Here is an 18,872-nt window from a genome sequence, read left to right on the forward strand (position 1 = left end):
GGAACCGTCGTTCCGCGCGGGCCTGATTCTCGGCGGGGAGGTCCTGCGCCGGCGGCAGGACCTCCCCTGTCATAGCACCAGTCGCAACGCCCGGTTCAGGCGCTCGTTGGCGCGCTGGACACCACGCTGCGCCCTGCGGACGCGGCTGATGCGGGAGGCCAAGCGCTGCTCCTCCGCCTCGCGGTGGAGGGTCCGTATTCGGTCGTTGACGAGTTCATGGTAGAGATACGGGGCCGAGAACTCGCCGCTCGTCGGGATGAGGCTCATCAGATCGTCTTCTTTCTGCTGGTGTTGGTGGATCGGTGGGTCAGGCCGCGACCGGGTGCTTGCGCGGACGGCCACGCGGACGCTTGCGGGGCACGATGGTCCCGCGGAGGATGAGCTCGCCGCCCCAGACGCCCCACGGCTCCTCGCGCTCGAGCGCGCGCTCGAGGCAGGCCTTCTGGATCGGGCACCCGGTGCAGAGCGCCTTGGCGAACTCGACGTCCTCCGGCGACTCGGCGAACCACAGGTCAGGGTCGGTACGACAGGGGATCTCGGCTTCGTCGATCAGGTCCATGATCGTCTTCGCCCCCATCAGGATTCTCCTTTGATCGAACACGTTGTTCTTGGTCGGGACACACCTCGTGGGTGATCGGGATCACGGACAAACAAAGAGGCCGCGGATCCTGTCTGCGGATCCGCGGCCTGGGGGCTGCTGTGTGCCGGTCAGGTTATGACCGGAGCATCCCTCCAGGGTTGCGGACCCACTCCACGCTTGGCGATCGGCTGGGTCGGCACTTCGGCGCCTGCGGTGCCCGCAGGGACGCCCAGAGCGACGGCTGCGGCGAAGACGGGAGCACCGGAGGTGGCGGCGCCGGCGTGGGCGCGCGCGTACATCAGGGACTCCTGGCGACGGGCAGACTCGTCCTGCCGCAGCTTGGCCGGCCCACTGACGAGCCTCACCGAGTCACGGCACGCGGAAAGCAGCCACTGCGTGGCCGGCGTGTTGTTGATGCTGATCACTGTGACTCACCTCCGCTCTGGGATCGTCGGGCAGGGACGCCCGACTCGCTTGACCATGACCCTAAACCCGGATCTCGGGGTTGGGCAACGTATTTTCTACCTGCGATTTCGTGACAAATTCGTGCGGATCATGGCCTCCTGGACCACGGACACCACGAGTTCGCCCGAGGCGTTGAACATCTCCCCCCGCGCGAGCCCTCTGGCGCCTCCGGCGGAGGGCGACTGCTGCGCGTAGAGCAGCCACTCGTCGGCCCTGAACGGCCGGTGGAACCAGATGGCGTGATCAAGCGAGGCGCCCATGATGTCGGAGGCGCCCCAGGCCAGGCCGTGCGCGAGCAGGATCGTGTCGACCAGGGTGTAGTCGGAGGCGTAGGCGGCCAGCACGACGTGCAGCAGCGGGTCGTCGGGCAGGTCGGCGTCGAAGCGGAACCACACGTTGGTCTCGGTGCTGCGCAGGTCGGGGTCGAGATGCGCCTCCCAGACCAGCGGGGAGACGTAGCGGGCGTCGACCGGGCGCGGCCGGGCCAGCCACTCGCGCTGCTCGTGGTCCTCGCCGACCAGCGCGGTCATCTGCTCCTGGAAGGTCGGCAGCGTCTCGGGGGTGGGCACCACCGGCATCGCCGAGGCCTGGTGCTCGATGCCCGGCTCCTCGACGTGGAACGAGGCCGACATCGTGAAGATCGCCTTGCCGTGCTGGATCGCCACCACCCGCCGGGTGGAGAACGACCGGCCGTCGCGGACCCGCTCGACGTCGTAGACGATCGGGATGGCCGGATCGCCGGGACGGATGAAGTAGGCGTGCAGGGAGTGGACGTTCTTGCCGGCCGGGACGGTGCGCCCGGCGGCGACGAGGGCCTGCGCGGCGACCTGCCCGCCGAAGACGCGCTGGACGCGCTCCTCCGGGCTCCGGCCGCGGAACATGTCCTGCTCGATCTGCTCCAGGTCGAGCAGGTCGAGCACTTCCTTCAGGGCCTCGTTCACTCATCCCCCTTCACGCGGCACGCGCGAGCAACCCCCCGGGCTCGCCCCCTTATGGTGGCATCCCGTGGTTTCGCGGTGGTTACGACGGTGTCGTCCTGAGCCGGAGACGACAGGACAGGATACGCGGGGTCAGGGTCAGGAGCCGCGGCACAGGCCGAGCACCGCCTCCCCGTAGCGGTCGAGCTTGACCCGGCCGACGCCCGCGATCGACAGCAGCTCCTGCTCGGTCGTCGGCGCCCGCTCGGCGATGGCCTGCAGCGTCACGTCCGTGAACACGACGTACGGCGGGATCTTGGCCTCCTTGGCCGTGGCCGTGCGCCAGGCCTTCAGGCTCTCCAGCAGCGCCTCGTCGTAGTCGGCCGGGCAGGTCGCGCACCGTCCGAGCTTCTGCTCGGCCGCGGCCACCAGGGTCTTGGCGCAGACCCGGCAGCTGACCGGGGCCGCCACCTCCCTGCGGTCGCGGGCGGGCGCGGCGGGCCGCGACGGCGCGGACGGGCGGCCCGTCAGCCCGTCGAGGAACCGCGACGGGCGGCGGCTCCTGCGCCCGCCCGGCGCGCGGGCCAGCGCCCACGACAGCGAGAGGTGCAGCCGGGCACGGGTGACGCCGACGTACAGCAGCCGGCGCTCCTCCTCGATCTGCTCCGGCGTCTCCGCGTAGATGATCGGCACCATGCCGTCGGTGAGGCCGACGAGGAAGACGGCGTCCCATTCCAGGCCCTTGGCGGCGTGCAGGGAGGCGAGCGTGACGCCCTCGACGGGCGGTGCGTGCTGCTCGGCGGCGCGGCGCTCCAGCTCGGCCACGAACGCCGGCAGGTCGGCGCCCTCGGCCGCCAGGTCCTCCGCCAGGTCGGCCAGGGCCTTGAGCGACTCCCACTTCTCACGCGCCTTGCCGCCGCCGGGCGGCGAGGGGGTCAGCCCGACGCCGGTCAGGATGTCGTGGACCTCGGAGGCCAGCGGCTCGCCGCTGTGGGAGCGGGCCGCGCCGCGCAGCAGCACGACGGCCTGCCGCACCTCGGGCCGCTCGAAGAAGCGCTCCGCGCCGCGCACCACGTACGGGATCTCCGCCTTCGACAGCGCCTCCTCGTAAGACTCGGACTGCGAGTTGGTACGGAAGAGGATCGCGATCTCGCGGGACGGGACGCCCTGGTCGATCAGCTTGCGGATGCCGCGCGCGACGCCGGCGGCCTCGGCGGGCTCGTCGTCGTAGTCGGCGAACACGGGCCTGGGGCCGTCGGGGCGCTGCGCGACGAGCTCCAGACGGTGAGGCGACTTGCTCTTGGCGATGACGAGGTTGGCCAAGTTGACCACCTGGGGGGTGGAGCGGTAGTCGCGCACCAGCTTGATGACCGCGGCGTTCGGGAACTCGACCGCGAAGCCGGTCAGGTAGCGCGGGGTGGCGCCGGTGAAGCTGTAGATCGTCTGGTTGGGGTCGCCGACCACGCACAGGTCGTCGCGGCCGCCGAGCCAGGTGTCGAGCAGCAGCTTCTGCAGCGGGTTGACGTCCTGGTACTCGTCGACGACGAAGTAGCGGTACTGCTGGCGGATCTGGGCGGCGACCTCGGCGTGCTCGGTCATCACCGCCGCGGTCAGCTCCAGGATCGTCTCGAAGTCGACGAGGTGGCGCTCGCGCCGGATCCGCTCGTACGCCTCGTACAGGCGCACCACCTCCTCGGCGGGAACCGGAGGGGTGCGGTGGTGCTTGGCTGCGGCGGCGACGTAGTCGTCGGGGCCGATCTGGGTGACCTTGGCCCACTCGACCTCGGCGGCGATGTCTCGCAGCTCGGACCGTTCGGGATTTTTCCGGATCTGGCGGCAGGCTTCGACCAGCACCGGAAGCTTGGACTCGATCACCGACGGCGCCTCGCCGCCGATCACCCGCGGCCAGAAGTAGGTGAGCTGCCGCAGCGCGGCGGCGTGGAACGTACGCGCCTGCACCGCCGGCGCGCCCAGCTCGCGCAGCCGCTGGCGCAGCTCGCCCGCGGCACGTGTGGTGAACGTCACTGCGAGCACGCTCCGCGCGTCGACCGCCCCGCTGCGCACGGCATGCGCGATCCTGTGGGTGATGGCCCTGGTCTTGCCCGTGCCGGCTCCGGCCAGCACGCACACCGGGCCGCGCACGGTCTCGGCCACCTCGCGCTGCTCGGGGTCGAGCCCGGACAACACGTCGTCCACGCTGCTCACCTGTCCATCCTCCCAGCCGGTGGCGGTCCGAGAGCCATTCTGGCAACAGGTGGCCTCACCCGTTTCACAGGCAACGAGATGCAAACAACCGGTCTCTTCCACCACAATGGGGCCCGACCATCTGGCGGGGAGGAAGGAAAGCCGTGCGTACAGCGGTTTCCCTGAGCGCGATCGCGCTCGCTTGTGTCGCGCTCACCCCGGTGGGCGCGCAGGCGGCGCAGGATCCGACGCCGGGTCCCGCGGTGACCATGCCGACCGACCCTGACGGCATCGGCGGGCATGCCACGGAGACCATCTCCTACGGCAAGCACCGCCGCCAGCAGATGGACGTGTGGTGGACTCCCGACGGCATGCAACGGCCCGGAGTCTTCATCGTCCACGGCGGCTGGTGGTCCAGCGGCGACAAGCGGGGCATGACCCAGATCGCCCGCTCGTACGCCGACATGGGCTACACGGTCTTCAACATCAACTACCGGCTGTCGACCCAGGCCGCCTGGCCCGCGCAGCGCACCGACGCGCTGGCCGCGATCGCCGCCGCCCGCCGCCACGCCGACCGGTGGGCGTTCGACGCGAACAACTACGTGGTGGTCGGCTTCTCCGCCGGCGGCCACATCGCCGCCGCCGTCGGCACCTTCGGCAACGGCACGCAGGGGCTGAAGGGCGTGGTCGGGCTGTCGCCGATCATCTCCCCGCTGCGCGCCTACACCGACGGGGCCGCGGCCACCCAGCCCAACAAGGTACGGCTGCGCAAGGCGGCGGTCCGGCTGGCCGGCGGCTGCCACCCCAAGGGCAAGTGCTCGCGGGTGTGGGCCAGCATGGAGGTCGCCTGGCACGCCAGCCGCAAGGACGCGCCGATGCTCACCGTGCACGCCCAGGACGAGTTCGTGCCGCCGCAGCAGAGCGAGCTGGTCAAGGACGCTCTCGGCAAGCTCGGCGTGCCCGTGAAGATCATCACCGTCCCGGGCCAGTCCCACAGCACCACCCTCTACCGCGAGATGGGCGTGGCCGAGCGCGTCCAGGCATGGATCGCCAGCCGCATCGGGTGAGGGATTAACCAGGCCACCCGCGTTGTTGCACCGAACGCCTTCGTTTCCCCTGACCTTGGAGGGATTCCCCAGCGATGACGCTCACGGTCTACAGCACCACGTGGTGCGGCCCCTGCAAGCGCCTCAAGTCCCAGCTGACCCGGGAGGGCATCAGCTTCACCGAGGTCGACATCGAGCGTGACCCGGACGCGGCCACCTTCGTCATGAGCGTCAACGGCGGCAACCAGGTGGTGCCCACGGTGGTCATCGAAACCCCGAACGGGCGCATCGTCCGCACGAACCCGTCCGCCCGCGAGGTCAAGGCCCTCCTCGAACCGGCCTGAGACGGACTCCTCCGAAGACCTGGGTGCGTGGATCACCCAGGTCTTCTACCAGTCGCCCGTCAGAGCGCTGCCGTACCACGTCTCTATGAGCCGGCGGGCGATCGAGACCGGGGGCGGGAGGCGGACCTCGCCGGTTTCGAGCGCGCGGGCCAGGTCCTCGCGGGAGAACCAGCGGGCCTCGGCGATCTCCTCGGCGTCCGGGGTGAGGTCGGTGGAGAGCGCCTGGGCGAAGAAGCCGAGCATGAGACTGCGCGGGAAGGGCCACGGCTGGCTGCCGAGGTAGCGCGGGTTGGTGACGAGGATGCCGACCTCTTCCGCCACCTCGCGGACGACGGCGGCCTCCAGCGACTCGCCGGGCTCGACGAACCCGGCCAGGATCGACAGGCGTCCCTCCGGCCACTGAGGACCGCGGGCCAGGAGGCAGCGGTCGTCGGGGTCGCGGATCAGCATGATGACCGCCGGGTCGACCCGGGGGAAGTGCTGGCTGCCGTCGTGAGGGCAGACCCGGATGTGGCCGCCCGCCTCGACGGCCGTGCGCGCGCCGCAGCGCGGGCAGAACTGGTGGGTGCTGTGCCAGGCCTCCAGCGCCACGGCGTAGACCAGGAGGCCGGCGTCGCGGTCGCCGAGCAGACCGCCCGCCTGACGCAGCCCCGCCGGCACCGGGTGACCCTCGGGGGCGTCGTGCGGGCTCATCGGTACGGTGACGCGCCCGTTGACGTCGCCCGGCGGGGAACCGGGCAGCGGGGCGGCCACGGCGAAGTAGGCGACGCCGTCGGCCACGCCGAGCAGGAAGCGCTCGCCGGCCGGGGCGTCGGCCGTGGTGTAGAGCACCGCCCGCACCTCGTCGCCGGCGCGTTCGACGAGGGTGCGGCCGTTGTCGATGACGAGCACCCGGGTGGAGGGGGCGTTCCAGGCACGTTCCAGCCACGCGCTGTCGGATCTCAGGGCGGCCGATCTGTCGATGGTGCCCCGGGCCAGGAGCAGCGGTCCGATGAGTTGCTCTTCCGCTTGCGTTTCCACAGGGTCCACCCTTCCAAACTCTCTGTCATCCTATGGCGGCTTCGAGAAGATCTTCGAAGGGGTTAGGATCTTGGGTAGTTAGGCAGACCTTACTTGCAGGGCCCGGGGGTGCCGCGTGCGGGAGTCTCACCTGGCCGCCCGGGTGCTGGACGCGCTGCTGCGCGAGGACTACGGCGGCCTGTCGTCCCAGGTCGTCAGGGGTCGGGGCGGCGTCGGGCTGACACTGGCCGACGGGAGGCTGGTGCGGCTGGCGCCGGGTGCGCCCTTCCAGGACTTCGTGGTGGCGGCCGGGGAGTTGCTGGGCCTGGAGCAGGTGCTGGACACGCTGGCGGAGATCGCTCCCGAGGAGGACGCCGACGGGGTCAAGGCGTTCTTCGACGAGTGCGTGGCGGCGCTGGCCGCGCTGGAGCTGCACGACGCGCGACCTCCCGGGGTGCGGTCGTACGAGACGCTGGCGGCCCTCGCCGACCATCCCTGCTATCCGACCGCGCGGGCGCGGCCCGGGGTGCCGGACGGGGAGCTGGCCGCGTACGCGCCGGAGTTCGGGCCCGTGTTCGAGCTGCGCTGGGCGGCTGTGCCGCGTCGCATGCTGGAGCCGGGCTCGGCGCCACGGCTGCCGCCGGACGTCCTGGCGTCCCAGGGTGCCGGTGCGTTCTCCCGGGAGCTGCTCGGGCCGGACGAGGTGCTGTTCCCCGTGCATCCGCTGACGGTCGACGAGGCGCGGCGGGCCGGGGCGCGGGTGCTCGACGTACGGCGCGGCACCGTACGGCCTACCGCGTCGATGCGCGCCGTCGAGGCCGGGCCGCGCACGCACCTGGTGCTGCCGCTGCCGATCAGCGTCCTCGGCACGCGCGACCGCCTCGGCATCGAACCGGGCAGCCTGAGTGCGGCGGCCCGCGCGGAGCCGCTCCTGCGCGCGCTGGCCGGCCCTGACGTGCTGGTGGCGGGCGAACAGGAGTACGCGCGTGCCGGGCACGAACACCTCGCCTGGCTGGTGCGCCGACTGCCGCAGGGCCGTCGCGTCCCGGTAGCGGCGCTGACCCTGCCTGACACCCCGGACAAGCCCGGCACACAGGACCAGCCTGACACTCAGCATCGACGGGGTCCGCGCGCCCGGACCAGCTTGAGTGCTGAGGTCGAGCTGCAAGGCGAGGTGCCTGACGGGGCGCCTGAGGGAGTGCCGGACGGGATGCCTGGCCTGGTGCGGGGCGAGCTGCAAGGCGGGGTGCGGGGCGGACCTGGCGGGGTGCGGGGCGAGCTCCAAGCTGAGCTGCAAGGCGGGGTGCCTGGCGAGGTGGTGGATGTGCCGGTCGCCTATGTGCGTGCGCTGTTGCGGTGGAGCGTGCGGCTGCTGGTGGAGTACGGGGTGGTGCCGGAGGTCCGGTGGCACGACGCGGCGCTGGTGCTGGTGGATGGCGCGGTGAAAGTGCTCGTGCAGGGGCATGACGGGGTGTTGGTCTCGCCCGCGAGGCTGGCCGCGGCGGGGATCGTGGCGCCGGGGCTGCCCAAGCGGATGCTGACGGACGACCCGCACGCGCTGGCGGACGCGTTCGTGACGGGCGCGCTGCACCTGGGCGCGGCGGCGGTCGCGTTCTCGGTGCTGCCTCCGGCCGACGCGGCCGCGCTGCTGCGCCGCTCGCTGGAGGAGGCGTTGCGACCGTACGACGCCCATCCGACGGCCAGGCTGCTACGGGCCAGAACGCTCGACGCGGCCAGGCTCACCGGCAGGCCGTGGCTGACGGCCGGCACGCTGGCGTCAGCGGAGCGGCTGTCCACCAAGCCGCCACGCATGAGCGGCCCGAACTACCTGCGCCTACGCTGACACCCTCAACCCAGACCCGCCACCGCAACCCAGCGGTACGACGCTGACGCCTTCGGTCCCGACGCGCCGCCGCAGCGTAGCGGCGCGGTGCTGACGTCCCCAGAGGGCGGACACACCACCGCGACGCAGCGGTACGACGCTGACGCCCTCGGCCCAAACCCACCGCCGTGGTACGGCGCTCACGTCCTCGGGCCGGGCGCGCCGCTGCGACCCAGCAGTGTGGTGCTGACCTTCCGGAGGGCGGATGCGCGGCGGTGGGGTGTGGGGTCAGGTTGTGGGGACCGATTCGATGAGCGCTACCAGGCCGTCGGCGTCGAGCAGGTTGACGGGGCGGACGGTGAGGTTGGCGCGGACGTAGTGGAAGGCCGCGCCGACGCGGTCCAGGGGCACGCCGGCCAGGTGGGACCAGGCCAGGCGGTACGCGGCGAGCTGCACGGACGCGGCGCGGGCCGCCTTGCCCTTGGGCGGGCGCCCGGTCTTCCAGTCGACGACCTCGTAGCGGCCGTCGGACAGCTCGAAGACGGCGTCCATGCGGCCGCGCACCAGCCGGTCGGCGATCATGGTCTCGAACGGCACCTCCATGTCGACCGGCCGCCGATCCGCCCACTCGCTCTGCTCGAACCGCTCCTGCAGCTCAGCCAGCCGCACGTCCGCCTCCTCCGGCTCGACGTCCAGGCCGAGCTCGAAGTCGTCGATGAGCCGCTGCTGGTCCCAGCGGGTCTCCAGCCACCTGTGGAAGGAGGTGCCGCGCCGAGCCAGCGGCGCGGGCTTGATCGGGACCGGGCGGCGGATCCTGCGGGCCAGCTCGCGCGGATCGTCCGCCAGGGTGACGAGGGACGAGACGGTCAGCCTGGCGGGCAGCTCGACGGTGGTGGAGTCGGGCCGCCGGTGCAGCTCGCGCTCGCGCAGCAGCAGGTCGGTGTCGCGCTCCCAGGCCTGGACGCGTTCCTCCTCGAAGGCGCGCAACGCCTCGTCCTCGTCGCCGTCCAGGCCGCCCGCGAGCGCGTCCTCCACCAGCCGGGCGCCGTCGAGGACGGACTCGTACCGCAGACCGGCAGGCTCGACCGGCCAGATGGCCTGGGGAGGCTCGGCCAGCAGCGGGTTGGTGGCGCCGGGTTCGAGGTCCGGGGCCCAGACCGCGACCCGGTCGGCGGTGTCGCGGATCTCCAGCAGGAACTCCGACGGCGCGAGCGGCTTGGAGGCGGTGCCCCACCGGTAGCCGGAGGCGATCAGGTGGTAGTGGGCGCGGGTGACGGCCACGTACGCCAGCCGCCGCTCCTCCATGAGGTCCCTGGCGCGGCAGTGCTCGTCGAAGGCGGCCAGCTCCTCCTTGCCGAGGCCGGTGAGCCTGGGCAGGTCGGCGGCGTCGCCGCGGAGCGGGTAGGGCAGCTTGCGCGGGTTCTCCGTCCAGCGGCCGTTCACGACGGGGGTGGCGGGGAACACGCTGCCCGTGGTGATCGTGCCCATGGAGCTGAGGAGCTGCGACAGTCCGGGCACGACCACGACGGGCCACTCAAGGCCCTTGGAGGCGTGCACGGTCATCAGCTTGACGCTGTTGCTCTCGCCGACCCGGCCGCCCTCCAGCCCGAACTCCTCGCTCTCGGCCGCCTCCAGGTAGGCGAGGAACGCGCCCAGCGTCGGGTCCTCGGCGTCGCCCGCGAACCGGGAGGCCGCGTCCAGGAACGCGTCCAGGTCGGCCCTGGCGGCGAACGCGCTCGCCGTGCCGCTGCGGGCGGCCACCTCGATGTCCAGGCCGAGCCGCCGCTCCACCTCGCTGATCAGGTCGGGCAGCGGCTGCGCGGTGTGCGCGCGGAGCTGGCGCAGCTCGTGCGCGAGCGCGACCAGCCGGGTGGCGGCCAGCGGCGAGAACGACGCCAGCCACTCCTCCCTGTCGGGCAGCTCGTCCAGCGCGTCGACCAGGCTGCCCTGCTCGTCGGCCAGGTCGGCGACGGCCTGCTCCAGCGGGTCGTCCTCGTGGCGGCTCTCGCGGGACTGGCGGACCAGCTCGCGGGCGTGGTCGCCGAGGACCCGCAGGTCGGCGGGGCCGATCCGCCAGCGCGGCCCGGCCAGCAGCCGGGCCAGCGCGTCGCCGGCGGTCGCGTCGTAGAGCACGCGCAGCGTGGCCACGATGTCGCTCACCTCGGGCACGGTGAGCAGGCCGCCGAGACCGACCACCTCGACCGGGATGTCGCGGTCCTCCAGCGCCCTGCGCAGGGCGGGGAACTGCGAGCGCTTGCGGGCCAGGATGGCGACGTCCTGCGGCTGGATGGCGAGGGTCTTCTTGCGCTCCTTGTCGCCCCAGGGCAGCCCGTCGGGCGCGACCTCCTGGCCGATCAGCTTGGCGACCATGCCGGCGATCCACGCGGCCTCGTCCTCGGCGGTCTCGTGGAAGGCGCAGGTGACCCGGCCCCGGTCGACCCGGTTGGCGCCGGGGACCAGCACAGGCACCTCGCGGGCCTCCATGCGCAGCGGGAGCTGGACCCGGGCGGCGACGTCGAGCACCCGGTCGCCGTTGCGGAAGCTGACGCTGAGCTGCCGCACCGGCGCCGGGTCTCCTGAGGCGGCGCGGAAGTCGGCCGGGAAGCGGCGCAGGTTGCCGGCCGAGGCGCCGCGCCAGCCGTAGATGGACTGGCAGGGGTCGCCGACGGCGGTGACGGGGTGCCCGCCGCCGAACAGCGAGCGCAACAGCACGAGCTGGGCGTGGCTGGTGTCCTGGTACTCGTCGAGCAGCACCACCGCGAAGCGGGAGCGCTCGATCTCGCCGACCTCCTTGTGTCCGGCGGCGATCCGCGCCGCCAGCGCCATCTGGTCGCCGTAGTCGATGACCTCCCGCCTGCGCTTGAGTCTCTCGTACGCTTCCACGAGCGGCAGCAGCTGCTCCCTGGCCTCGTGCACGACGACCGGCCGGCCCTGCGCCTTGGTGACGCGGCCGGGCAGCTCGGCGTGCCGATCGCGGAGCCATTCGCCGATCCTGCGCACGTCGCCGGGGCCGCGCAGGTGCTCCGACAGCTCACCGGCGAGCTCCAGGACGGCGGCGGTGACCGAGGCGGGGCCCAGCTCGATCCTGTCCATCGGCCCGTCGTACATGGCGACCACGCGCGAGGCGAGCTGCCAGGAGACGGCCGGGGTGACCAGCCGCATGGTGGGCTCCAGCGCCTCGCGCAGCGCGTGGTCGGTGACCAGGCGCGAGGCGTAGGCGTGGTAGGTGGAGACGGTCGGCTCGTCGTGCAGCAGCTCGGGCTCGACCAGGCCGGCCTCGGCGAGCCCGGCGAGCCGTTCCCTGACGCGGGTGGCCAGCTCGGCGGCGGCCTTGCGGGTGAACGTCAGGCCGAGCACGTTCGCGGGCTTGACCAGGCCGTTGGCGACCAGCCAGACCACGCGGCCGGCCATGGTCTCGCTCTTGCCCGAGCCCGCGCCGGCCATGACGACCATCGGCTCCAGCGGGGCCTCGATGACGGTGGCCTGTTCGGCGGTGGGCGGCAGGATGCCGAGCTTGTCGGCCAGTTCGACCGGGTTCAGCACACCTGTCCCCCGCTGTCGTTCACGGGGCAGCTCGCCCTGGCCGCGCAGGTGCGGCAGCCGTCGTTCGTCCTGGCCTGGAAGAGGGGGCCGGACATGCCTATCGCCACGGTGTCGACCAGGTCCTTGGCCCAGCCGGGGTTCTGGTCGTCGGCGAGCGCGTCCTGCTTCTGCTCGATCGCGTCGTGCTTGCCCGCGGCCTTGCCGAGCTGGACGAGCGCGGCGCCGCCCGGCTCGTCCATGCCGTGCCTGGCGAACGCGCCCAGCAGCGCGGCGAGCTGGTAGACGCCGAGCTGGGGGTGGCGGTCGAGGTCGCCGGGCCTGGGTTTGGAGCCGCCGGTCTTGAGGTCGATGATCACCGCGCGGCCGTCCTCGTCGCGCTCCAGCCGGTCGACCCGGCCCTTGATCTGGACGCCTTCGGCGATGGTGGCCACGAACGACTCCTCCAGGGCGATCAGGTCGCGGCCGTTGTCCTCCTGCCAGCGCAGGAACTTGCCGATCATCTGCTCGGCCACCTGCCGCTGCTTGCGGTTGAACCAGACGCCGCCGAAGTCGAGCTCCTTCCAGACGTCGTCGAGGCGTTTGCCGAGCATGTCCTCGTCGGGCAGGCCGGTGGCGGCGATCACGGCGAGCGCGTGGATGACGTTGCCGAGGCCCTGCGCGGTGCTGGTGCCGGCGGCGCCGACGGCCGTCTCCAGCAGCCAGCGCAGGCCGCACTTGGTGAAGCTCTCCACGGCGGACGGGGAGATGGTGACCACGTTGTCGGGCCAGCTCAGCGGCCGGTCGTCGGAGATCGGCGTGAGCGCGTACCAGTCGTTGGGGTGGGCGCCGGGCACGCCGGCGGCGGCGAGCCTGGCGAGCTGTCTGGCCGCGTTCCTGCGCATCTTCGCCGGTTTGGTGGGGTCGGTGACGGCGCTGCGCAGGTCGGCCACGAGCGCCGGCATGCTGAGCCAGCGCGACCGGTCGCCGACGCCGGCCTCCTCGACCGCGCCCGGCATCAGCTCGGACAGGAACCTGGACGGCCGCTCGTCGGTGTCCTCGCCGCCGACCGCGGTGACGACGAGCCGATGACGGGCGCGGGTGGCGGCCACGTAGAACAGCCGCCGCTCCTCGGCCAGCAGCTTGGAGGCGAGCGAGGCCGCGTTCGGGCGGCCTCCCTCGACCACCTCGACGAGGTCCTCCACGCCGAGCATGGTGCCGCGCAGCCGCAGGTCGGGCCAGACCGCCTCCTGCACGCCCGTCACCACCACGATGTCCCACTCCAGGCCCTTGGCCCGGTGGGCGGTCAGCACGCGCACCGCGTCGCCGTCGGGGGCCCGCTCGGCCAGCGTGTCGCCGGGGATCTCCTGGGACGCCAGGTCGTCCAGGAACACCTCGGGCCCGGCCTTGGGCATCCGGTCGACGAACCGGGCGGCCTGGTCGAACAGCGCCACCACCGCGTCGAGGTCGCGGTCGGCCTGGGCGCCCCTGGTGCCGCCGGACAGGCTGGTGTCGGTCCACTTCCCGGCCAGTCCGGCGGCCTGCCAGACGGCCCACAGCACCTCTTCGGCGCTGCCCTGCTCCTCCACCGCCGTGCGGGCGGTGGCCAGCAGCTTGGCGACGCGCTCGGCGGGCACCGCGACGTGCGGCTCGATCCGTACGAGCTCGCGGGGGTCCCTGATCGCGGCGACCAGCAGCTCGCCGGACGAGCGCGGCACGTACGGGAGCTCCGGGGGGTCGGCGGCGAGCTCGTTCTCGGCGATCTTGAGCGCGCGGCGGAGGCGGCGCACGCCGATCATGTCGGTGCCGCCCAGCGGGCCGGTCAGCAACTCCTCGGCGACGTTCTCGTCCAGCTCGGCCGGGTCGACCGCGACCTTGAGCATCGTCAGCAGGGGGCGGACGCCGGGCTCCTGGGCGATCGGCACCTCGTCGCCGGCGATCATCGTGGGCACGCCGGCGTTGACCAGCGCCCGGCGCAGCAGGGGCACCTGGCGCTTGGCCGAGCGCACCAGCACCGCCATCCGGTGCCAGGGCACGCCCTCGATCAGGTGGGCGCGGCGCAGCGTGTCGGCCACCACCGCGGCCTCCTGGCTCGTGCTGTCGGCCAGCAGCACCCGCACCTCACCCGGCGGCGCGTCGGGCGACGGCACCAGGTCACGATGCCCGCGCCCGCCGAAGGCCCGCCCGGCGGGCTCCGGTGCGGCGGGGTTCGGCGCGGGGTCCGTGGTCGGCAGGGGGGCTGCGGGGAGGCGGGCGGCCACGCGCCGGGTCGCGGCCAGCAGGTCGGCGCCGCTGCGGCGGCACACGCGCAGCGCCACGATCGGCGCGTCGCGGCCGTCGAGGGTACGGAAGCGCTGCGGGAAGCCCAGGATGCCGTGCACGTCCGCGCCGCGGAACCCGTAGATCGACTGGTCGGGGTCGCCCACCGCGACCAGGTCGCGCCCGTCGCCGGCCAGCTGCTGGAGCAGGAACTCCTGGGCCGGGTCGGTGTCCTGGTACTCGTCCACGAACACGGCGTCGAGCGCGGCCCGCTCGCGCGCCCGCACGCCGGGGTCCGCCAGCAGCCTGCCCGCCTCGGCGATCAGCTCGGCGTAGTCGAGCGTCCGTTCAGGATCGAGGTCGAAGCGGGTCTCGTAGCGGTCGGCGAAGCGGCCCACGGCCACCCAGTCGCCACGACCGTGCCGCCTGCCGAGCTCCCTGAGCCGCTCGCCGTCCAGCCCGCGCTCGGCCGCGCGGGACAGGAAGTCGCGCAGCTCCTCGGCGAACCCGCGGGTCCGGAGCGGCTCGCGCAGGTCTTCCGGCCAGTCGAGCGCGCCGTCCTCCAGCTCGCCGTGGAGCAGCCGCCGCACCTCCAGCAGTTGCTCGGGCCCGGTCAGCAGCCGGGGCGGCGGCTCGCCCGCCTGCACCGCCGCGCGGCGCAGCAGCGCGTAGGCGTAGGAGTGGAACGTCATGGCCACCGGCGTGCGGGTGGTGCGGCGCAGCCGCCCGGTGACGCGGCGGCGCAGCTCCTCGGCCGCCTTGCGGCTGAAGGTGAGGATCAGCACGCGCTCGGGGTCGGCGCCCCGGCGCTCGATCCGGTCGACCACGCTCTCGACGATCGTGGTGGTCTTGCCGGTGCCGGGCCCGGCCAGCACGAGCAGCGGGCCGCCGGGATGGCCGACCACCGCGCGCTGATGTTCGTCCAGCACAGGAGGCTCAGCAGGCCCCCCACTGCCACGGCGCACCAGCCGCCAGGTCTGACCACTCACAACCCTAGATTCCACCAGACCACAGGGGTAGATCGTGCCGGATTGACCGGTCTCCCGAGCGATCGTCCAGGGTAGCGGGGCAAATCTGAGTTTTCCCGCCCGACACGCCGGGCGGGAACACGGGCGTCAGGAGAAGATGTGGTCCACGACGCGGGCGGTGGCCTTGCCGTCGTCGCGGGGCGCGAACGTGGCGCGGAAGGCGTCGTAGCGGTCGGCGTGGGCCGCCGCCACCTCGTCGATCGACCGCAGCGCGTCGATCACCTCGGCCGACGTCGGCAGCACCGGGCCCGGCGCGATCTCCGGCAGGTCCAGGTAGAGGCCGCGCTTGGCCGAGTACTTGGGCAGGTCGTAGCCGTACAGGACGATCGGCCTGCCGGTCACGACGAAGTCGGCCAGGACGGACGAGTAGTCGGTCACCAGGACGTCCGTCACGAGCAGCAGATCCGCCATATCCGGATAAGTCGTGACGTCATGAGCGATGTCGGGAACGGCGGGCGCGGCCTGCATCGGGTGCGCGCGCACCAGCAGCTCGTGGTCCGCCCCCAGCGCCTCCCTGGCCTTCGCCAGGTCGAGCTTGACCATGGCGTTCTTGCGGTCGTAGTCACGCCACGTGGGCGCGTACAGGACGACCCGCTTGCCCTCGGCCAGCCCGAGGCGCGCGCGCACCTTCGCCGCGAGCTGCTCGCGGTCGGGCGAGGTCAGCACGTCGTTGCGGGGCAGCCCGCTCTCCAGCACCTCGCCCTGGTAGCCGAACGCCTTGCGCAGCACGGGCGTGGCCCACGGCGACTGCGACAGCAGCACGTCCCAGCCGCGCACGTCGGCGGCCTGCCGGTGCCAGACCGGCGGTCTGGGGTCGCGGCGCATGTGCGGCTGGTCATTGCCGATGTGCTTGACCGGGGTGCCGTGCCAGGTCTGCAGCACCACCTGGCCCTCGCGGGAGCGGAACCAGACGGGCAGGAACGAGTTCGTCACGATGTAGCGGGACCTGGCCAGCGCCGCCTTGTGCTCGCGGCTGCCGGCCCGCACGACGGTGGCGGGGCCGGGAGGGGTGAACGCGCCGTCCTTGACGATCCAGATGTGCTCGCGGTCGTCGCCGCGGCGCAGCCGCTCCTCGTAGATGGCGCGGACGCTGTCGGCGTACAGGCGGCCCTCGTTGACCACGTAGACGGTGGCGTCGTCCAGCGGCTCGGTGCGCTGCTGCGGGTAGAAGACCTTGCGCAGCACGTGGGTGCCGGCCAGGCCCTTCTCGTTCGCGGGCCGGTCCTCCTCCGACAGCACCACCGGCACGTCGAAGCGGGTCGACACGATGCGGAAGCAGTGGCCGCCGGCCGTGCGCGGGCTCTCGTCGAGTCCTTCCAGCGCGGCGTGGTCCATGCGTACCGGGACGATCTCGCCGGACGGGTGCCGCATGGACATGTTCCAGGTGCCGGAGGCCAGCGGCACGGGCTCGCCGAAGCGGTCCATCGCGCCGGGCTCGAACCGCACCTCGAAGTCCTCGCCGGTACGCGTCATCGGCAGCTGGTAGGACAGCCCGGAGCGGTGGCGCAGCGAGACGGCGCGCGGGCCCGCGGCGTCGGGGTAGCGGCCGCGCAGCACGAGCGTGGTGCCCTCCCACACGGCCGAGACGATGACGGGCCGGATGCGGTGGGCGGAGATGATCACGCGGTCACGCCGGTCGCCCAGCACGGTGATCTCGCGGTCTCCGCTGGTGAACCTGGTCTCCCCCAGGTCGCCGAGCATGACGGTCGCGGCCGGGTCGCCCTTGGGCTCGACCCACAGGCGGCGGCCGTCCTTCTCCTGCAGCAGCGCGGGCACGGCGAGGTCGAGCGTCACCTCGGTGGCGGCGCCCTTGGGGGTGAAGTCCGCGGCCATGCGGTGGCCGCCGACCCGGGCGTGGCCCTTGGTCACGACCCGGCCGGCCAGGGTGATCTTCAACTGCAGGTGCTCGTCGTCCACGCGGACGCCGGTGAGCTCGGCCCGGTTGGGCTGGAAGGCCACCTGGAGCGCGCGGTCGGAGGTCCACACCGGCCTGACCCACCAGCCGGGGCTGAGCTGGCGGCCGGCGGGCCGCTCGCTGCGCCCGACGCCGTAGCCGCGCAGCAGGCCGGTGGCCCGGGCGCCGCGGCTCCAGAACACGATCTCGGCCCGCCACGTCGTGGTGTCGGCCACGGCCGGGCGGCGGCGCAGCCGGCGGCGCACCGCGGAGACCATGCCCCTGGCCGCGCCGCGCCAGCGCAGCGCCCACGGGTTCAGCTCGGCGGTGAAGCCGGACCAGTCGTAGTTGCAGCCGACCTCGCGGGCGCCGTGGGTGGCCTCGGGGGCCAGCACGCGCCTGGTGCGCAGGCGCACCGGCGGCAGCCAGCGCGGGCCGCGCAGGACCACCGTCGCCCAGTTGGCCCGGCGGCTGCGGACCGACAGCCCGGCCAGGTAGGCGTAGCCGGAGATGCGCAGCTTGCGGCCGTCCCACACGATGTCGTCGATGTGCGTGACGGGCACGAGGTCGGCCTTGCGCAGCCGGTACAGGTCGGCCGGCAGTTCGTCCTTGAGAGGCAGGTCGGCGTACCAGCGCAGGCCCTTGCGGATGCGCTTGGACGGCTCGGCCGCGGCCGCCACGACCTGGGCGAGCGTCTCTCCCTCGACCAGCTCCTCGTCGGCGCGGGTCTCGATGAGGTGGCACATGAGGCGGCGCGCGACCGGCAGCTCGCGCTTGACCTTCGGGTCCACCCCGGAGAGGTACGGGCGCACGAGGGTGAGGAGCTCGCGCCGCGTGTCAGGGCCGCGCTTGACCGCCAGGTCCATCCGCGCGCCCAGCGGCCCGCTGAGCACCTCGGTGTCGAACTCCGCGCTGCGCCCGCCGGTCCCGACCAGGGCCATGATCTCGTCGAGCGGCTCGCCGCGGTCGCAAAGGTCCTGGACAGCCTTCAGGCGGTCGGGGATCGCTTCGCCGCCGGGGCTCTGGGCTGTCAGGCCGTTAGCCATCGCGGTAGGCACCGCCTTTCAGGCCGCCGTTATGTTCAGCCCATGGTAATAGGAGTCACAAGATGTGAATTCGCACAGTTCGCGAAGAGGCAGGTCAACGGGCTTCCTGTGAATCCGCTGAACGCCCGTCCCAGCGCGCCCGGCGCATGTCGACCCGTTCGCCGCGCAGCGGGGTGCCCTCCTCGCGCCAGTGGGACAGGCATCGCGCCTGGTGTCCGGGGGCGCCCGTGCCGTCGGCGTGTACCACGCGCCACCAGGGCACGCCGCCTCCCCAGGTGGACATGACCCGCCCGACCTGACGCGGGCCGCCCTCGCCGAGATACTCGGCGACGTCGCCGTAGGACATGACCTTGCCGGGAGGGATGCGGTCGACGACGTCGAGCACCCGCTCGGCGTACGGGTTCAGGGGGTCCACGCCGCCGGGCCCGCTCGGAGCATCTCGTCGAGCCTGCCGAGCTCCGTCGCCAGACCTTCGGCCAGCACCTCGACCGCGCCGTCGCGCAGCGCGTAGACCTCGCCGTCCTCGCCCACGAGCCGGGCGCCGAGCGCCGCCGAGAGCCTCACGAGCTGCGCCACCTGCCAGTCGGAGCCGGGTTCGCCGACCACCTGGCCGCGCCACGCCCCCACCGCGTGGGCGCCGTCGCCGTGCCTGGCGACGATCTCTTCGGAACCGCGCAGCTCGAACCCCGCCGGCTCGATCGCCTTCGCGAGGTCCGCGAGGGCGATCGGCGACTCACGAACCACGCGCAGTTCGTATCCCATGGGGCGC

14 protein-coding genes are annotated in these 18,872 nt (G+C 72.9%); 3 read left to right on the forward strand and 11 right to left on the reverse strand.

Going from position 1 to position 18,872, the window contains the following annotated elements; all coding sequences use genetic code 11:
• Nucleotides 1-69: 69 nt before the first annotated feature.
• The 5 genes from AB0K05_RS42065 to AB0K05_RS42085 all read right to left on the reverse strand — a co-directional run bounded on the left by AB0K05_RS42065 (nucleotide 70) and on the right by AB0K05_RS42085 (nucleotide 4,158).
• Nucleotides 70-267, reverse strand: coding sequence for a hypothetical protein (locus AB0K05_RS42065; protein ID WP_148029291.1), 198 nt, complete (start codon nucleotides 265-267; stop codon nucleotides 70-72).
• Nucleotides 268-307: 40 nt separating this feature from the next.
• Nucleotides 308-577: a WhiB family transcriptional regulator gene (locus AB0K05_RS42070; RefSeq protein ID WP_148029290.1), complete on the reverse strand. Its 270-nt coding sequence runs from the start codon at nucleotides 575-577 to the stop codon at nucleotides 308-310.
• A 131-nt stretch (nucleotides 578-708) separates the two neighbouring features.
• The gene (locus AB0K05_RS42075; protein WP_219543968.1) at nucleotides 709-1,005 is read right to left on the reverse strand and encodes a hypothetical protein; all 297 of its coding nucleotides are present in this window, start codon (nucleotides 1,003-1,005) and stop codon (nucleotides 709-711) included.
• A gap of 96 nt (nucleotides 1,006-1,101) precedes the next feature.
• Nucleotides 1,102-1,986, reverse strand: a complete 885-nt coding sequence (tesB, locus tag AB0K05_RS42080; protein ID WP_271279780.1) for an acyl-CoA thioesterase II — start codon at nucleotides 1,984-1,986, stop codon at nucleotides 1,102-1,104.
• A gap of 135 nt (nucleotides 1,987-2,121) precedes the next feature.
• Nucleotides 2,122-4,158, reverse strand: coding sequence for an ATP-dependent DNA helicase UvrD2 (locus AB0K05_RS42085; RefSeq protein WP_271279781.1), 2,037 nt, complete (start codon nucleotides 4,156-4,158; stop codon nucleotides 2,122-2,124).
• A 152-nt stretch (nucleotides 4,159-4,310) separates the two neighbouring features.
• Between AB0K05_RS42085 and AB0K05_RS42090 the strand changes: the two genes are divergently transcribed.
• Both AB0K05_RS42090 and AB0K05_RS42095 read left to right on the forward strand, forming a co-directional pair.
• Nucleotides 4,311-5,213, forward strand: a complete 903-nt coding sequence (locus tag AB0K05_RS42090; protein WP_271279779.1) for an alpha/beta hydrolase — start codon at nucleotides 4,311-4,313, stop codon at nucleotides 5,211-5,213.
• Between the two features lie 74 nt (nucleotides 5,214-5,287).
• Nucleotides 5,288-5,536: a glutaredoxin domain-containing protein gene (locus AB0K05_RS42095; protein ID WP_148029287.1), complete on the forward strand. Its 249-nt coding sequence runs from the start codon at nucleotides 5,288-5,290 to the stop codon at nucleotides 5,534-5,536.
• 45 nt (nucleotides 5,537-5,581) lie between these two features.
• Here AB0K05_RS42095 and nudC read toward each other — a convergent pair whose 3' ends face one another.
• Nucleotides 5,582-6,556: an NAD(+) diphosphatase gene (nudC, locus tag AB0K05_RS42100; protein WP_271279778.1), complete on the reverse strand. Its 975-nt coding sequence runs from the start codon at nucleotides 6,554-6,556 to the stop codon at nucleotides 5,582-5,584.
• A gap of 115 nt (nucleotides 6,557-6,671) precedes the next feature.
• Between nudC and AB0K05_RS42105 the strand changes: the two genes are divergently transcribed.
• Entirely contained in the window at nucleotides 6,672-8,378 is a 1,707-nt protein-coding gene (locus AB0K05_RS42105) for an IucA/IucC family protein (RefSeq protein ID WP_364237121.1), read from the forward strand.
• A 267-nt stretch (nucleotides 8,379-8,645) separates the two neighbouring features.
• On the opposite strand, the gene AB0K05_RS42110 is transcribed toward AB0K05_RS42105, so the two are convergent.
• From AB0K05_RS42110 to AB0K05_RS42130, 5 genes are all read right to left on the reverse strand, one after another.
• A complete protein-coding gene (locus AB0K05_RS42110) occupies nucleotides 8,646-11,900 on the reverse strand; it encodes an ATP-dependent DNA helicase (protein ID WP_364237123.1) in 3,255 nt (1,084 codons plus the stop codon).
• A complete protein-coding gene (locus AB0K05_RS42115; RefSeq protein ID WP_364237125.1) occupies nucleotides 11,894-15,064 on the reverse strand; it encodes an ATP-dependent DNA helicase in 3,171 nt (1,056 codons plus the stop codon). Before AB0K05_RS42115 ends, AB0K05_RS42110 begins: the two co-directional genes overlap by 7 nt.
• 186 nt (nucleotides 15,065-15,250) lie before the next feature.
• Complete coding sequence (locus tag AB0K05_RS42120; RefSeq protein ID WP_364237127.1) at nucleotides 15,251-18,103, reverse strand: CDP-glycerol glycerophosphotransferase family protein; 2,853 nt, start codon at nucleotides 18,101-18,103, stop codon at nucleotides 15,251-15,253.
• A gap of 94 nt (nucleotides 18,104-18,197) precedes the next feature.
• Nucleotides 18,198-18,518 carry an MGMT family protein gene (locus AB0K05_RS42125; RefSeq protein WP_148029282.1) on the reverse strand — a complete coding sequence of 107 codons (321 nt, stop codon included), beginning with the start codon at nucleotides 18,516-18,518 and terminating at the stop codon, nucleotides 18,198-18,200.
• Nucleotides 18,506-18,865: a hypothetical protein gene (locus tag AB0K05_RS42130; protein ID WP_148029281.1), complete on the reverse strand. Its 360-nt coding sequence runs from the start codon at nucleotides 18,863-18,865 to the stop codon at nucleotides 18,506-18,508. Before AB0K05_RS42130 ends, AB0K05_RS42125 begins: the two co-directional genes overlap by 13 nt.
• Nucleotides 18,866-18,872: the final 7 nt, after the last annotated feature.

Origin of the sequence: Nonomuraea sp. NPDC049486, assembly GCF_040676925.1 — a bacterium.
GTDB lineage: Bacteria > Actinomycetota > Actinomycetes > Streptosporangiales > Streptosporangiaceae > Nonomuraea > Nonomuraea ferruginea.

What these genes read in the sequence shown, in the direction of transcription:
- AB0K05_RS42070 (WP_148029290.1), bottom strand. Translation starts at nt 577, where the DNA reads ATGGGGGCGAAGACGATCATGGACCTGATCGACGAAGCCGAGATCCCC.
- AB0K05_RS42095 (WP_148029287.1), top strand. Translation starts at nt 5,288, where the DNA reads ATGACGCTCACGGTCTACAGCACCACGTGGTGCGGCCCCTGCAAGCGC.
- AB0K05_RS42130 (WP_148029281.1), bottom strand. Translation starts at nt 18,865, where the DNA reads ATGGGATACGAACTGCGCGTGGTTCGTGAGTCGCCGATCGCCCTCGCG.
- AB0K05_RS42120 (WP_364237127.1), bottom strand. Translation starts at nt 18,103, where the DNA reads ATGGCTAACGGCCTGACAGCCCAGAGCCCCGGCGGCGAAGCGATCCCC.
- AB0K05_RS42065 (WP_148029291.1), bottom strand. Translation starts at nt 267, where the DNA reads ATGAGCCTCATCCCGACGAGCGGCGAGTTCTCGGCCCCGTATCTCTAC.